We start from the raw sequence: 13453 nt of genomic DNA, 5'->3' as shown, positions 1-13453 counted from the left end.
CTAGGCGTCGGCCCCCAGGCGAGGAGACGGGGTCAGCCGGGCGCCGTCGGCGGCGGCCTCGTTGTTCTTCGACGGCAGCACGAAGCGGTAGCCGACGTTGCGGACGGTGCCGATGAGGGTCTCGTTCTCCGGGCCGAGCTTGGCGCGCAGGCGACGTACGTGGACGTCGACGGTGCGGGTGCCGCCGAAGTAGTCGTAGCCCCACACCTCCTGCAGCAGCTGCTGGCGGGAGAAGACGCGGCCCGGGTGCTGGGCGAGGAACTTCAGGAGCTCGAACTCCTTGAAGGTCAGGTCGAGCGGGCGGCCGCCGATCTTGGCGGTGTAGGTGGCGTCGTCGACGACGACCTCGCCGGAGCGGATGACGTGGGCCTCGGGGTCGGAGGCGTCGCGAGCCGCCGAGATGCGGCCGATCGCGAGCTTGATCCGAGCCTCGAGCTCGGCCGGGCCGCAGGTGTGCAGCACGACGTCGTCCATGCCCCAGTCGTGGGACACGACGGCGAGGCCACCCTCGGTGGCGATCAGCAGAACGGGGACGTCGGTGCCGGTGGTGCGGATCAGGCGACACAGGTCACGGGCCTGCGCGAGGTCCTGCCGACCGTCCACCAGCAGCAGGTCGGAGTCGGGCGCCTCGAGGAGCGCGCTACCTTCAGCAGGAAGGATCTTCACCTGATGGCCGAGGAGCGATAGCCCGGGAAGGACGTCTGCCGAGGGCTGGAGAGAACTGGTCAACAACAGAAGCGAGCTCATGGGGTGCCTCTCGGTCCGGATGTGAGGAGCACCGAAACGCAACATTGAGCCTCGGTGAGGTGATCGTTGCACCATATTAACGAAACCTTGCGGTGACATAGGAAGGTTGTCCACGAGAAAGTGACGAACGTTATAGAGGTCCGCTACTGGGCTGCGGCCAAGTCAGCGGCCGGCACGCCGTCGGACCGGTTCGAGGTCGACGGCCCGTTGACGCTGGAAGAGGTCGTACGCCGCGCCGCGGAGCTGCACGCCGACACCCGCCTCCCCGAGGTGCTGAAGGTCTGCTCGGCCCTGATCGGTGACCGCCCGGCGGGTACGGGAGACCCCGGCGGGATCGAGATCCCACCGGGGTCGACGGTCGAGTTCCTCCCCCCGTTCGCGGGGGGCTAGTTCACAGGTGGCTGGGGAGCCCGCGCCCGGTGACTCACCTGCGTAAGGGCCTGCCGGGTCGGGCACGACTCAGCCGGTGCTCGACCTGGCTCCTCAGCTCTCGATCGCGGCGGGCTCCGGCTGGGAGCTCGTGGCGATCTGGATCTTGCGCGGCTTGGCCTTCTCGGCGACCGGCACGACCAGGCGCAGCACGCCGGCGTCGTACGCAGCCTCGATGTGCTCGAGGTCGAGGTTGTCGCCGAGCACGAGCTGACGGCTGAAGGTGCCGCGCACGCGCTCGCTGGCCAGCATCTGCCAGTCGCCGTTCTTGGCGACCCGCTCGGCCCTGACGGTGAGCACGTTGCGCTCGACGTCGAGGTCGATGGTGTCCGGGCTGACACCGGGAAGGTCGAACTCGATGACGAACCGGTCGCCCTCGCGCCAGGCGTCCATCGGCATCACGGCAGGGCGGTTGGTGGTGCCGCCGCCCAGCAGCTGCTGGGTGATGCGGTCGAACTCGCGGAATGGGTCCGTGCTTCGGATCAGCATGATGATTCCCTCCTCACGGGATCTATATCAGCGGATACACCTTTTATATATTCCAGTGTCTAGGGAATTTCAACCCCACATGTCAGAATCGATCCTGTGACGGAGCGAAGCAGGGCTGTCTACGCCATCTCGGTGGCCGCCGAGATGGCCGAGATGCAGATCCAGAACCTCCGCGTCTACGAGCGCCGGGGACTGGTCGACCCTGCGCGCACCGCGGGCGGCACCCGGCTCTACTCGGTCGCTGACATCGAGCGGCTCGTCCGCATCCGGGACCTGCTCGCCGACGGACTCAACCTCGCCGGCATCGCCCGTGTGCTGGCCCTGGAGGAGGACGTATGCCGCCTGAAAGCGGTCAACGAGAGGCTTCGGCGCGCCTCGGGGGAATGAGCGGGGCGGGTTACCGGTTCAATAGGTCTATGAGCACCGGAGCCTGGATCGCCGTCATCGCGATAGCTGTCGCGCTCGCCTTCGGGCTGTTCCGGCTGCTCACCGACGGCCGCTTCCGAGGCACGAAGGAGCTCCATGTGAGCCACGAGGATCACGCGCCCGAGCCGCACGCCTGGGATGCGGTCACCGATGCGCTGGGCGAGGCCGAGCTCGGTGACCGCGCGACGCTCGTGCAGTTCTCCAGCGCCTTCTGCGCACCCTGCCGGGCGACCCGGAGGATCCTGGGCGAGGTCGCCGAGATCGTTCCGGGGGTCGTTCACATCGAGATCGACGCCGAGCACCACCTCGACCTGGTTCGCCGCCTCGATGTCCTGCGAACTCCCACGACGCTGGTGCTGGACGGTGCCGGCAACGAGGTCGCCCGGGCCTCCGGTGCGCCGCGCAAGGAGCAGGTGCTGAGCGCGATCCCGGCCTACGATCTCGAATCGTGACACGTCGGTCCGTATTCTGAGACATTCGTTTCGTGCCCGTCGAGCATCGCGCTACTGTCATCGCATGTTCTCGACCATGCTGACCAAGCGCCGCGCAGTGGATCACTGCCGCGTGCGCTCGGCGCTGTGTCGTTCCTGCCGCTGATTCCCTGAGATTTGTCGACCCAGTCGACACCGGGGATCGCTTTCGCCTGTCAGGCTCGTCCTGACGACCTCCCCTTCACTCTCGCAGGAGCACACCTATGTCTGAGACCTCGAGCAAGACGGCGACACAGGCCGGAATCGACCCTCGTGGCCCGCAGTTCACCGCGGCGCTGACCGTGGTCGTGATCCTCCTGGCTCTGCTGCTCCCGCAGCCATGGGCTCTGGTGGTCACGGTCATCCAGACCGTGCTCTTCGCGATCGGGGCAGGTCTCGGCGTTCAGCGGACCCCACATGCCTGGCTCTTCAAGAAGTTCGTACGTCCCCGCCTCGGTGCGCCGGACGAGCTTGAGGACCCGGCACCGCCCCGATTCGCCCAGGGGGTCGGCCTCGCCTTCCTCCTGGTCGCGCTCGTGGGCTACCTCGTCAGCGCCACGCTCGTGGCGCAGATCGCCCTCGGCCTCGCACTCGTCGCGGCCGTGCTCAATGCCGTCTTCCGGTTCTGCCTCGGCTGCGAGCTCTACCTGCTGATCAGGCGACTGGGTCTTTCCCCGTCGGCCTGACCCCTGAACGCAAGACACACAACGAAAGGTACCTAGATGACCCGCGAGAACTCCCTCGTCTCCGCCCAGTGGGTGGAGGAGCACCTCGATGACCCGAAGGTGGTGCTGATCGAGGTCGACGAAGACACCACGGCCTACGACAAGGGCCACATCAAGGGTGCGATCAAGCTCGACTGGACCACCGACCTGCAGGACCAGGTCCGTCGCGACTTCGTCAACAAGGACCAGTTCTCCGCTCTGCTCTCCGAGCGCGGCGTCGCCAACGACGACACCGTGGTGCTCTACGGCGGCAACAACAACTGGTTCGCGGCGTACGCGTTCTGGTACTTCAAGCTCTACGGCCACCAGGACGTCAAGCTGCTCGACGGCGGTCGCAAGAAGTGGGAGCTCGACTCCCGTGAGCTGACCGACGAGGCCGTCACTCGCGAGGCGACCACCTACGCCGCGCAGGAGCAGGACCACTCGATCCGCGCCTTCCGCGACGAGGTCGTCGAGGCCATCGGCACCCAGAACCTGGTCGACGTGCGCTCGCCCGACGAGTTCGCCGGCCGCCTCCTCGCCCCGGCCCACCTCCCGCAGGAGCAGGCCCAGCGCGCCGGTCACATCCCGACCGCCGCCAACGTCCCGTGGTCCAAGGCGGCCAACGACGACGGCACCTTCCGCTCCGACGAGGAGCTCAAGGAGATCTACACCGAGGCCGGCGTCGACTGGAGCAAGGACACCATCGCCTACTGCCGCATCGGTGAGCGCTCCTCGCACACCTGGTTCGTGCTCAAGGAGCTCCTCGGCCAGGAGAACGTGAAGAACTACGACGGCTCGTGGACCGAGTACGGCTCCCTCGTCGGCGTTCCGGTCGTGACCGGCGACGAGCCGGGTGTCGCCTGATGTGCGGCGCGACTGAGGGCGGGCTCTCGCTCGCCGGCGTCGACGTCGCCAAGGAGGCGGTCATCCAGGGTCAGGTGACCCGTGATGGCGAGCCGGTCCACGGTGCGTACGTCCGGCTGCTCGACCGCACCGGCGAGTTCACCGCCGAGGTGCCCACCTCGGCCACCGGCCACTTCCGGTTCTTCGCCGGCGACGGCGAGTGGACGCTGCGTACGCTCGCGCCGAAGGCCGAGCCCGTGGACAAGAAGGTCCACGCCGCGGTCGGCAACGTCGCCGAGGTGACGATCCCGATCGGCTGACGATCCCAGACGTGGGAGCCCCGGTGTCACTGGTTGACGCCGGGGCTCCCACGTCGTTTTCGTCATCAGGTGATGGAGATATTGCGGCGGATCGCTTGAATGGCGCTAGATTGTTCGGGTGACTGGACTTCTTGTGACCGTGGCGCCGACCGGGGCGGAAACCGCGAAGGAAGATTACCCGCAGCTGCCGACGACGCTGGAGGAGCTGGTGGCGACGGCCGTCGAGTGCGAGGAGGCGGGGGCGCGGATGATCCACGTCCACATCCGCGACGACGACCACGCGCCGACGCTCGACCTCGGACGGCTCACCGAGACGGTCGACGCGCTCCACGAGAAGACCGAGCTGATCGTGCAGCTCTCCACCGGTGGCTCGGTCCACGATCCCCTGGACATGCGGCTGAAGGTGCTCGACGCCGGGCCGGACTCGTGCTCGCTGACCATGGGCACCACCAACTTCGGCGACGACGTCTTCTCCAACCCGTGGCCGTTCATCACCGAGCTCTATCAGCTCACCCAGGAGCGCGGTGTGGTGCCGGAGTTCGAGCTCTTCGATCTTGGCCACGTCGCCGCGCTGCAGCGGCTGCTGGCGAAGTACGGGCTGCCCGCCGGCGGCAAGGTCCACGTCGACTTCGTGATGGGCGTTCCCGGCGGCATGCCGGGCACCTCGGCGGCCCTGGTGGCGGCTGTCGCCGCGCTGCCGGCCGAGGTGACCTCGTGGTCGGCGACCGGCATCGGCCGCTCGACCCTCCCGGTCATGCTCACCTCGCTGGCCATGGGTGGCCACCTGCGGGTCGGGATGGAGGACGTCCTCACCCTCGCCAAGGGGGTCCCCGTCGACGCCAACCGGCAGCTCGTCGAGCGTGCCGTCGAGGCCGCCGCGGTCGCCCAGCGCACCCCCATGACCACTGACGAAGCCTGGGCCCTCCTCGGCTTGAAGCGGTAACCACCCGCCGACTCGGCGCGTCTGTCTCGCTTCAAGCCGCCGAGTCGGCGCGTCTGTCTCGCTTCAAGCCGCCGAGTCGGCGCGTCTGTCTCGGTTCTGGTTGTCGAGTCGGCGCATCTGTTCCGGTCTCCGCTGCGAACGCTCTTCGGGCTGGGGCACTTGCGCCGACTCGGCGGGTTCTTGCGGGACATTTGCGCCGACTCGGCTGTTAGGGGCGGGGCAGTTGCGCCGGGTCGGCGGTGAGGTAGCGGTCGATCGTCGGGGCGACCCACTCGACGATCTCGTCCGCGTCCATGTCGACGATGGGTGGGAGCACGAGTACGTAGCGGGTCAGTGCGATGCCCAGGAGCTGGGAGGCGGCCAGGGCGGCGCGACGCGGCACCTGGGACGGGTCGGGGCACACGGGGGCCACGGCGCGGGCGACCTGGGCCGCGAAGATGCTCCGCATCTGCTCCGCCGCGGCCGGGTCCGAGGCGGCACGGCGCAGGAGTGCCATCAGGGTGCCGTCGGAGTCCCACATGCGTACGAAGTGGGTGACCATCGTCCGGCCGACGTCTTCGACGGGGACCTCGGTGAGGTCGGGCAGCGCCAGGTCGATCGCCGCGGCGGCGGTGAAGAGCTCTTCCTTGCTGCCGAAGTAGCGCATCACCATCGACGGGTCGATCTGCGCCTCCGAGGCGATCGCGCGGATGGTGGTGCGGTCGTATCCCTGCCGCGCGAAGTGCTCGCGGGCGACAGCGAGGATGCGTTCGCGGCTCTCGGCGCCGGATCGGCGCGTGTCGGTCATGCCAACAAGTGTAGGCCAACGCCTGTTGACGTCAATGACGACGCGGCGCTACCGTGGTCAACACCAGTTGGCCAACACGTGTTGACCAAGCGAGAGCAAGGAGAGCATCATGTCCACCATCACCACTGATGTCCTCGTCGCCGGCGCCGGCCCCACCGGGCTGGCGGCGGCGGCCAAGCTGGCCGCGGCCGGCATCGACGTCACCGTCATCGACAACCAGGCCTCCGGGGACAACACCTCCCGTGCCGCGGTCGTCCACGCCCGCACCCTGGAGGTCCTCGCCGACCTCGGCGTCTCCGAGCGACTGGTCGAGGAGGGCGTCGAGGCACCCCGCTTCACCATCCGTGACCGCGACAAGGTTCTGGTGCCGATCCGCTTCGACGACCTGCCCAGCGACTTCCCTTACGCTCTGATGGTCTCCCAGGCGGTCACCGAGCGCGTCCTCCTCGAGCGCCTCAACGAGCTCGGCGGTCACGTACGCCGCCCGCTCACCCTCGTCGACCTCCGCCAAGACGGTGAAGGCGTCACCGCCATCACCGAGGACGGCACCGAGATCCGGGCCCGCTACCTCGTCGGCGCCGACGGCATGCACTCCACCGTCCGCGACCGGGCCGGGATCGGGTTCCCGGGAGGGAAGTACGCCGAGTCGTTCAGCCTCGCCGACGTACGCATCGAGGGCGACCTGCCGCACGACGAGGTCATCCTCTACTTCTCACCCGAAGGCACGCTGGTCTCCGCACCCCTGCCCGACGGCTCGTTCCGGTTCGTGGCGCCGGTCCCCGAAGCGCCGGAGGAGCCCGACGTCGCCTACGTCCAGGGCCTCCTCGACCGGCGCGGTGGCACCAGGAGCCCGGTGAAGGTCACCGAGATCGTGTGGGGATCCCGCTTCCGGGTCCACCACCGGGTCGCCGACGCCTACCGCGCCGGACGGGTGCTGATCGCCGGCGACGCCGCCCACGTGCACAGCCCCGCCGGCGGCCAGGGCATGAACACCGGCCTCCAGGACGCGGTCGTCCTCGGTGACGCCCTCGTCGCCACGATCACCCACGGCGACGACACGGCGCTCGACGACTACGCTGCCCGCCGCCGGCCGGTCGCCCAGGAGGTCATCGCGCTCTCCGACCGGCTGACCCGGTTCGGCATCGCGCACGGACTGCGGCGCAGCGTACGGAACGCAGTGCTGTCGACGCTGACCAGGATCCCGCGCTTTCGCACGATGCTCGCCTGGCGCCTGTCCGGCCTCGTCTACCGCGACCGCTGAGAGTGGAGCTCAGGCGAGGTCTAGGTAGCCGGCCTCGCGCAGTCCGGTGATGACGTCCTCCAGGGCCTCGTCGATCGAGCGGCCGGTGGTGTCGACGCGTACGTCGGCGTCGGCCGGCTCCTCGTAGGGCGAGGAGATGCCGGTGAACTCGGGGATCTCGCCGCGCCGGGCCTTGGCGTAGAGGCCCTTGCGGTCGCGTCGCTCGCACTCCTCCAGCGGCGTGGCGACGTGGACCAGGAAGAAGGCGCCGCCGGCGTCGGCGACGAACCCGCGGACGTCCTGGCGGGTCGAGTCGAAGGGGGCGATGGGGGAGCAGACGGCGAGGCCGCCGTGACGGGAGATCTCGGCGGCGACCCAGCCGATCCGGCGGATGTTGGTCTCCCGGTCCTCCTTGGAGAAGGTCAGCCCGGCCGACAGGTTGCGGCGCACGACGTCGCCGTCGAGCGAGGTGACGGTGCGCGCTCCCTGCTCGAGGATCCTGTCCATCAGGGCGCGGGCGAGAGTCGACTTGCCGGAGCCGGACAGGCCGGTGAAGAAGATGACCAGGCCCTGCTCCTCAGGGGTGGGTTGGTCGGCGTCGATGATCGCGGCGACGGCGTCGGGATAGTCGTCCGACGCCGGAGAGGCCAGCGCGTGGACCGCATCCCCACCCGCGTACGCAGCCACGACCGCCACGCCGAGCGCATGGTCGGCCTCGGGGTCGTCGTGAGCAGCCAGCGGCACCGCGACGACGGCCGCGTCGGGCAGGGCCTCCGCGGCCAGCAACGACGCGCGCAGCAGCGCGACGGGGGAGAGCGACGGGGTGCCGTGGCCGATGAGGGCGAGCAGCAGCACCGGCCCGAGGGTCGCGATTTCCTCGATCTCGGCGGTGGTGAGTGCGTCGGTGACCGGGACGACCGTCCTCCCGGCGTACGCCTCGCGGGCCTGCGATGGGGTGAGATGGAGCCGCCGGAACGGACCGTAGGCGGGGGAGGAGAGGCCGGTGACCTCGCCGGCGGGCCAGGTGACGCGCGCCAGCGGAAGACCCTCGGGGTCGACGATCTCCACCGCGCCGTCCTCGGCCGCGGCGGCGGCCACCGCGGACGGCAGGGAGAGGGTCAACGGCGACCCGGGCTCGTTCAGCGGACCCGGGAGGGCGCCGGAGACGATCAGCTCGATGTCGTCGAGCTCGCGCGGCGTGGGAGAGAACTGCTGAGGCACAAGATCACCTGGTCGGGTTGAGATGGCGAGCGGCGCACCCCGAAGCCGGAGTGCGCCGCCCGATGAGTCGATCGTCCGGCTGATCAGTCGTTGATCATGCCCGCGCCGACGGTGACGCCGGTCGCCTCGTCGATGAGGATGAAGGAGCCGGTGGTGCGGTTCTTCGAGTAGGGGTCGCACAGCAGCGGCTTGGTGGTGCGCAGCTGCACGCGGCCGATCTCGTTGAGGCCGAGCTCCTTGGTCTCCAGGTCGCGGTGGAGGCTGTTGACGTCCAGGCGGTACTGGATGTCCTTGACCAGCGCTCGCGCCGAGTTGGAGGTGTGCTTGATGGCCAGCTTCTGCCGCGGACGCAGCGGGGCGTTGGTCATCCAGCAGATCATCGCGTCGATGTCCTGGCTCGGCTCGGGCGCGTTCTTGACCCGCGAGATCATGTCGCCGCGGCTCACGTCGACGTCGTCCTCGAGGCGGACGGTCACCGACATCGGCGGGAACGCCTCGGGGATCTCCTTGTCGAACAGGTCGATCCCGGCGATCTTGCTGGTCATCCCGGAGGGAAGCACCATGACCTCGTCGCCCGGCTTGAGCACGCCACCGGCAACCTGGCCCGCGTAGCCGCGGTAGTCGTGGTGGTCGTCGGACTTCGGCCGGATGACGTACTGCACCGGCAGCCGCACGTCGACCAGGTCGCGGTCGGAGGCGACGTGGACGTGCTCGAGGTGGTGCATGAGCGTGGGACCGGAGTACCACGACATGTTCTCGGAGCGCTGGACCACGTTGTCGCCCTGGAGCGCCGAGATCGGGATGACCTCGAGGTCCGGGATGTTGAGCTTGGTCGCGAACGCGGTGAACTCGGCCGAGATCTTGGTGTAGACCTCCTGGGAGTAGTCCACGAGGTCCATCTTGTTGATGCACAGGACCAGGTGGGGCACGCGCAGCAGCGAGAGCAGCACCGCGTGACGGCGTGACTGCTCGGTCAGGCCGTGACGAGCGTCGACGAGCACCAGGCCGAGGTCGGCCGTCGAGGCACCGGTGACCATGTTGCGCGTGTACTGCACGTGGCCCGGGGTGTCGGCGATGATGAACTTGCGGTTGGGCGTCGCGAAGTAGCGGTAGGCCACGTCGATGGTGATGCCCTGCTCGCGCTCGGAGCGCAGCCCGTCGGTCAGCAGCGACAGGTCGACGTAGCCGTGGCCCTTGTCCTGCGAGGTCTTCTCGACCGACTCGAGCTGGTCGGTGAAGATCGACTTCGAGTCGAACAACAGCCGCCCGATGAGGGTGGACTTGCCGTCGTCGACCGAGCCGGCGGTGGCGAACCGCAGAAGGTCCATGGCCATCAGAAGTAACCTTCCTTCTTGCGGTCCTCCATGGCGGCCTCGGAGAACCGGTCGTCACCGCGGGTCGCGCCACGCTCGGTGACCCGGGCGGCGGCGACCTCCTCGATGATCTCGGGGATGGTGGCGGCGGTCGACTCGACGCAGCCGGTCAGGGTCACGTCGCCGCAGGTGCGGTAGCGGACCGTACGCTCGGTCACGACCTCGCCCTCGCGCAGAGGGTTGAGCGGGGTCTCGGCCAGCAGCATGCCGTCGCGCTCGAAGACCCGGCGCTGGTGGGCGAAGTAGACCGACGGGATCTCGATGCCCTCGCGGCCGATGTAGTCCCAGATGTCCAGCTCGGTCCAGTTGGAGATCGGGAAGACCCGCATGTGCTCGCCCTCGTGGAGGCGGCCGTTGTAGAGCGACCAGAGCTCGGGGCGCTGCATCTTGGGGTCCCACTGGCCGAACTCGTCGCGGTGGGAGTAGACGCGCTCCTTGGCGCGCGCCTTCTCCTCGTCGCGGCGACCGCCACCGAAGGCGGCGGTGAAGCCGTTCTCCTCGATCGCGTTCAGCAGCGTGGGGGTCTGGAGCCGGTTGCGCGAGGTCTTGCCGTCGTCGACGACGATGCCGCGCGCGATGGCGTCATCGATGCTCGCGATCACCAGGCGTACGCCCAGACGGCTGACCCAGCGGTCACGGGTCTCGGCGACCTCGGGGAAGTCGAGGCCGTTGTCGATCTGGAGGACCGGGAACGGGATCTTGGCAGGGAAGAAGGCCTTCTCCGCAAGTCGCAGCATCACGATGCTGTCCTTGCCGCCCGAGAACATCAGGACAGGCTTCTCGAACTCTGCCGCGGCCTCGCGGAAGATGTGGATCGACTCGGCTTCCAGCTGGTCGAGCTGGCTGAGCCGGTAGTCGGCGTGTGTTGCAGTCATTACGGAACCAGAGGACCTCTCCGTCAGGTTGAGGCGCCCATGCTAGTGGCGGCTTCCACGGCACGGCGAACTGTCCCATCCCCGCGTGGGCTGGAATCCGAGTGTACGCAGCAGCGGGTGGCCATCCGGTGACGCCACCCGCACGGTGAGATGCCTCAATACCGCGGCGCCACCACGACCCGGTCTCCGGCCAGCAGGAAGGCGATCGTGTCGATGTCGCCGGCCGGCTCCCGGGTCAGCCCGAGACGGAGGAACAGCTCGCGTACGCCGCCGGGATCCGGGTCCTCGTCCGGCCGGAGTCCGAGGGCCTGCCGGAGGGTCTCGGCATGGATGCGCCGGCCGCCGAGCCGGTCCCAGCGCTCGGCGACGAGGGCTGCCTGGGCGCCGAAGGTGATCAGCTCGGTGCGGGTGGCGGGGATCCCGGCGGCCCGGGCCCGCCCCAGGTCCGCGATCCGCACGGTGGCCTCCTCGGCCGTCGTCGGCCGCAGGATGTGCGTCGACGGATGCTCGTACGTCGGCCAGAACCACTTCCCCGAGGCCCGGCGCAGCGCGAACTTCCCCCGGTGACCACCCAGGGAGAACCGTGGCCGGGCCCGTTGGTCGAGCCACGAGGTGGGCTCGTTGCGCAGGGCCGCGAGCCGGGTCGCGATCTCCGGCAGCGGCGCCTCGACGGGATGAGGCGCCCGGCGCCACGGCAGATCGGGGTCGGCGGAGAGCGAGACGGCGCCGGCGAGGTCGTCGCCGTAGGAGGCGAGCAGCGTCATCGGCTCGGTGTCGGGCAGGCCTCGCTCGCGCGCCCATCGGCGGCGTACGTCCTCACGGGCCGGGAGCAGGTTGTCCAGCCAGGCGCGGGCGGCTCCCGGAGACAGGGCCGGGCCGGTGCGGGGGAGGGAGAGCGAGATGGGCGTGGGACCGGCGGTCTCGGCGTAGGTGAAGTCGACCTGGTCGCCGACCTGGCGGAAGGTGCCCATCCGGCGGCGGCCGGCGAAGGCGTACAGCTCTCGCATCAGAGGCAGTGGGCCAGGACGGCGTCGAGGTCGACGTCCTCCAGGGGCGGGGCGATCGGGGAGAGCTGTGCGGGCGCGAGGTAGACGTCGAGGACCTCCAGCAGCGCGAGGGCCTTGCCGAGCTCGGCGCGCGGGTGACCGGACTCGACGTCGACCACGAACCGCCGGCCCACGCCGGCACGGTGCGCCAGCTCCTCCTGGGTGAGACCGGCGCGACGCCGGGCCGCGCGCACGGCCGACCCGAAGGCGGCCGGTGAGGTCAGGTAGGGCGACGGCACGGTGAACACTCTACGCGATGTTCCCGTACGGGAACATCGATGGCCGAAGTCGCTGTGACCCCGCTCGAACCGCTGCTTACAGTCCGAACATGAAGATCACCGTTGTCGGCGTGGGCTACGTCGGGATGTCGCTCGCCGTCCTGCTCGCGCAGAAGCACGAGGTCGTCGTCCTGGACATCTCCCAGGAGCGGGTCGACCTGGTCAACGCTGCCAGGACGCCGATCGAGGACGCCGAGATCACCAGCTTCCTGGCCACCAAGGAGCTCGACCTGCGCGCGACCCTCGACAAGGAGGACGCCTACGCGGACGCCGCCTACGTCATCGTCGCCACCCCGACGAACTACGACGAGGCCTCGAACTACTTCGACACCTCCAGCGTCGACGGCGTGATCGCCGACGCGGTGAGCTACGCGCCCGAGGCGGCGATCGTGGTGAAGTCGACCATCCCGGTCGGCTACATCGCGGCCAAGCGTGAGCAGCACCCCGAGGCGACGCTCTTCTTCAGCCCCGAGTTCCTGCGTGAGGGCAAGGCGCTCCACGACAACCTGCACCCCTCCCGCATCGTCGTCGGCGACGACTCGGCAGCCGCGAAGGGCTTCGCCGAGCTGCTCCTCGAGGGTTCCCTCGAGCCCGACGTACCGGTGCTGATGACGGGTGCCACCGAGGCCGAGGCGATCAAGCTCTTCGCCAACACCTACCTGGCGCTGCGGGTCGCCTACTTCAACGAGCTCGACACCTACGCCGCCACCCACGGCCTCAACACGACCCAGATCATCGAGGGCGTCGGCCTGGACCCGCGGATCGGTTCGCACTACAACAACCCGAGCTTCGGCTACGGCGGCTACTGCCTGCCCAAGGACACCAGGCAGCTGCAGGCCAACTATCAAGACGTCCCGCAGAACCTCATCTCGGCGATCGTCGAGGCCAACACCACCCGCAAGGACTTCGTCGCCACCGACATCCTGCGGCGCGAGCCGAAGGTGGTCGGCGTCTACCGGCTCATCATGAAGTCCGGCTCGGACAACTTCCGGGAGTCCTCGATCCAGGGCGTGATGAAGCGGATCAAGGCCAAGGGCGTCGACGTGGTCATCTACGAGCCCGAGCTCGACGAGCCGGCGTTCTTCAACTCCGAGATCATCAAGGACCTCGACGAGTTCAAGCAGCGCGCCGACGTGATCATCGCCAACCGGCGCACCGAGGTGCTCGCCGACGTCGCCGACAAGGTCTACACCCGCGACATCTACGGGCGGGACTGAGCCGCTCCGAGCGGTGAGATCGGCACCGGTGGACGACCTACG

17 protein-coding genes are annotated in these 13453 nt (G+C 68.9%); 9 read left to right on the top strand and 8 right to left on the bottom strand.

Annotated elements, in window-relative coordinates; all coding sequences use genetic code 11:
- The gene (locus ACIA03_RS01865) at positions 1–747 is read right to left on the bottom strand and encodes a response regulator transcription factor (RefSeq protein WP_045549627.1); all 747 of its coding nucleotides are present in this window, start codon (positions 745–747) and stop codon (positions 1–3) included.
- 120 nt (positions 748–867) lie between these two features.
- On the opposite strand from ACIA03_RS01865, the gene ACIA03_RS01860 reads away from it, so the two are divergent.
- Positions 868–1137, top strand: coding sequence for a MoaD/ThiS family protein (locus ACIA03_RS01860; RefSeq protein ID WP_396978675.1), 270 nt, complete (start codon positions 868–870; stop codon positions 1135–1137).
- A gap of 93 nt (positions 1138–1230) precedes the next feature.
- On the opposite strand, the gene ACIA03_RS01855 is transcribed toward ACIA03_RS01860, so the two are convergent.
- Complete coding sequence (locus ACIA03_RS01855) at positions 1231–1665, bottom strand: Hsp20/alpha crystallin family protein (RefSeq protein WP_396978673.1); 435 nt, start codon at positions 1663–1665, stop codon at positions 1231–1233.
- 96 nt (positions 1666–1761) lie between these two features.
- Between ACIA03_RS01855 and ACIA03_RS01850 the strand changes: the two genes are divergently transcribed.
- The 6 genes from ACIA03_RS01850 to ACIA03_RS01825 all read left to right on the top strand — a co-directional run bounded on the left by ACIA03_RS01850 (position 1762) and on the right by ACIA03_RS01825 (position 5374).
- Positions 1762–2052, top strand: a complete 291-nt coding sequence (locus ACIA03_RS01850) for a MerR family transcriptional regulator (protein WP_396978671.1) — start codon at positions 1762–1764, stop codon at positions 2050–2052.
- 29 nt (positions 2053–2081) lie between these two features.
- Positions 2082–2543 carry a thioredoxin family protein gene (locus ACIA03_RS01845; protein WP_396978669.1) on the top strand — a complete coding sequence of 154 codons (462 nt, stop codon included), beginning with the start codon at positions 2082–2084 and terminating at the stop codon, positions 2541–2543.
- Positions 2544–2785: 242 nt separating this feature from the next.
- Positions 2786–3247, top strand: coding sequence for a DUF4395 domain-containing protein (locus tag ACIA03_RS01840; RefSeq protein WP_396978667.1), 462 nt, complete (start codon positions 2786–2788; stop codon positions 3245–3247).
- A gap of 36 nt (positions 3248–3283) precedes the next feature.
- Positions 3284–4132 (top strand): sulfurtransferase, encoded by an 849-nt coding sequence (locus ACIA03_RS01835; protein ID WP_396978665.1) that lies wholly within the window; start codon positions 3284–3286, stop codon positions 4130–4132.
- Positions 4132–4431, top strand: a complete 300-nt coding sequence (locus ACIA03_RS01830; protein ID WP_008360673.1) for a DUF1416 domain-containing protein — start codon at positions 4132–4134, stop codon at positions 4429–4431. Before ACIA03_RS01835 ends, ACIA03_RS01830 begins: the two co-directional genes overlap by 1 nt.
- Before the next feature lie 118 nt (positions 4432–4549).
- A complete protein-coding gene (locus ACIA03_RS01825) occupies positions 4550–5374 on the top strand; it encodes a 3-keto-5-aminohexanoate cleavage protein (RefSeq protein WP_396978662.1) in 825 nt (274 codons plus the stop codon).
- Between the two features lie 208 nt (positions 5375–5582).
- Here ACIA03_RS01825 and ACIA03_RS01820 read toward each other — a convergent pair whose 3' ends face one another.
- Positions 5583–6161, bottom strand: coding sequence for a TetR family transcriptional regulator (locus ACIA03_RS01820; protein ID WP_396978660.1), 579 nt, complete (start codon positions 6159–6161; stop codon positions 5583–5585).
- Positions 6162–6270: 109 nt separating this feature from the next.
- Here ACIA03_RS01820 and ACIA03_RS01815 point away from each other — a divergent pair, with 109 nt between their 5' ends.
- Entirely contained in the window at positions 6271–7422 is a 1152-nt protein-coding gene (locus tag ACIA03_RS01815; RefSeq protein WP_396978658.1) for an FAD-dependent oxidoreductase, read from the top strand.
- A 9-nt stretch (positions 7423–7431) separates the two neighbouring features.
- Here the strand turns inward: ACIA03_RS01815 and cysC are convergent, their stop codons facing one another.
- The 5 genes from cysC to ACIA03_RS01790 all read right to left on the bottom strand — a co-directional run bounded on the left by cysC (position 7432) and on the right by ACIA03_RS01790 (position 12155).
- Complete coding sequence (gene cysC, locus ACIA03_RS01810) at positions 7432–8622, bottom strand: adenylyl-sulfate kinase (protein WP_396978656.1); 1191 nt, start codon at positions 8620–8622, stop codon at positions 7432–7434.
- An 83-nt stretch (positions 8623–8705) separates the two neighbouring features.
- Entirely contained in the window at positions 8706–9956 is a 1251-nt protein-coding gene (locus ACIA03_RS01805) for a sulfate adenylyltransferase subunit 1 (protein ID WP_396978654.1), read from the bottom strand.
- The gene (gene cysD, locus ACIA03_RS01800; RefSeq protein WP_396978652.1) at positions 9956–10870 is read right to left on the bottom strand and encodes a sulfate adenylyltransferase subunit CysD; all 915 of its coding nucleotides are present in this window, start codon (positions 10868–10870) and stop codon (positions 9956–9958) included. The genes ACIA03_RS01805 and cysD overlap by 1 nt, the downstream gene beginning before the upstream one ends.
- Positions 10871–11025: 155 nt before the next feature.
- A complete protein-coding gene (locus tag ACIA03_RS01795) occupies positions 11026–11877 on the bottom strand; it encodes a HipA N-terminal domain-containing protein (protein ID WP_396978650.1) in 852 nt (283 codons plus the stop codon).
- Entirely contained in the window at positions 11877–12155 is a 279-nt protein-coding gene (locus ACIA03_RS01790) for a helix-turn-helix domain-containing protein (RefSeq protein WP_396978648.1), read from the bottom strand. The genes ACIA03_RS01795 and ACIA03_RS01790 overlap by 1 nt, the downstream gene beginning before the upstream one ends.
- 89 nt (positions 12156–12244) lie before the next feature.
- Between ACIA03_RS01790 and ACIA03_RS01785 the strand changes: the two genes are divergently transcribed.
- Positions 12245–13411 carry a nucleotide sugar dehydrogenase gene (locus ACIA03_RS01785; protein WP_396978646.1) on the top strand — a complete coding sequence of 389 codons (1167 nt, stop codon included), beginning with the start codon at positions 12245–12247 and terminating at the stop codon, positions 13409–13411.
- Positions 13412–13453 lie beyond the last annotated feature (42 nt).

The organism is Nocardioides sp. NPDC051685 (genome assembly GCF_044453405.1).
GTDB lineage: Bacteria > Actinomycetota > Actinomycetes > Propionibacteriales > Nocardioidaceae > Nocardioides.
This window is presented reverse-complemented; position numbering and strand designations above follow the sequence as displayed.

Coding starts and splice junctions, on each gene's coding strand:
- ACIA03_RS01805 (WP_396978654.1), bottom strand. CDS start 9,956: ATGGCCATGGACCTTCTGCGGTTCGCCACCGCCGGCTCGGTCGACGAC.
- ACIA03_RS01830 (WP_008360673.1), top strand. CDS start 4,132: ATGTGCGGCGCGACTGAGGGCGGGCTCTCGCTCGCCGGCGTCGACGTC.
- ACIA03_RS01835 (WP_396978665.1), top strand. CDS start 3,284: ATGACCCGCGAGAACTCCCTCGTCTCCGCCCAGTGGGTGGAGGAGCAC.
- ACIA03_RS01795 (WP_396978650.1), bottom strand. CDS start 11,877: ATGCGAGAGCTGTACGCCTTCGCCGGCCGCCGCCGGATGGGCACCTTC.
- cysD (WP_396978652.1), bottom strand. CDS start 10,870: ATGACTGCAACACACGCCGACTACCGGCTCAGCCAGCTCGACCAGCTG.
- ACIA03_RS01820 (WP_396978660.1), bottom strand. CDS start 6,161: ATGACCGACACGCGCCGATCCGGCGCCGAGAGCCGCGAACGCATCCTC.
- ACIA03_RS01865 (WP_045549627.1), bottom strand. CDS start 747: ATGAGCTCGCTTCTGTTGTTGACCAGTTCTCTCCAGCCCTCGGCAGAC.
- ACIA03_RS01815 (WP_396978658.1), top strand. CDS start 6,271: ATGTCCACCATCACCACTGATGTCCTCGTCGCCGGCGCCGGCCCCACC.
- ACIA03_RS01855 (WP_396978673.1), bottom strand. CDS start 1,665: ATGCTGATCCGAAGCACGGACCCATTCCGCGAGTTCGACCGCATCACC.
- ACIA03_RS01840 (WP_396978667.1), top strand. CDS start 2,786: ATGTCTGAGACCTCGAGCAAGACGGCGACACAGGCCGGAATCGACCCT.
- ACIA03_RS01785 (WP_396978646.1), top strand. CDS start 12,245: ATGAAGATCACCGTTGTCGGCGTGGGCTACGTCGGGATGTCGCTCGCC.
- ACIA03_RS01845 (WP_396978669.1), top strand. CDS start 2,082: ATGAGCACCGGAGCCTGGATCGCCGTCATCGCGATAGCTGTCGCGCTC.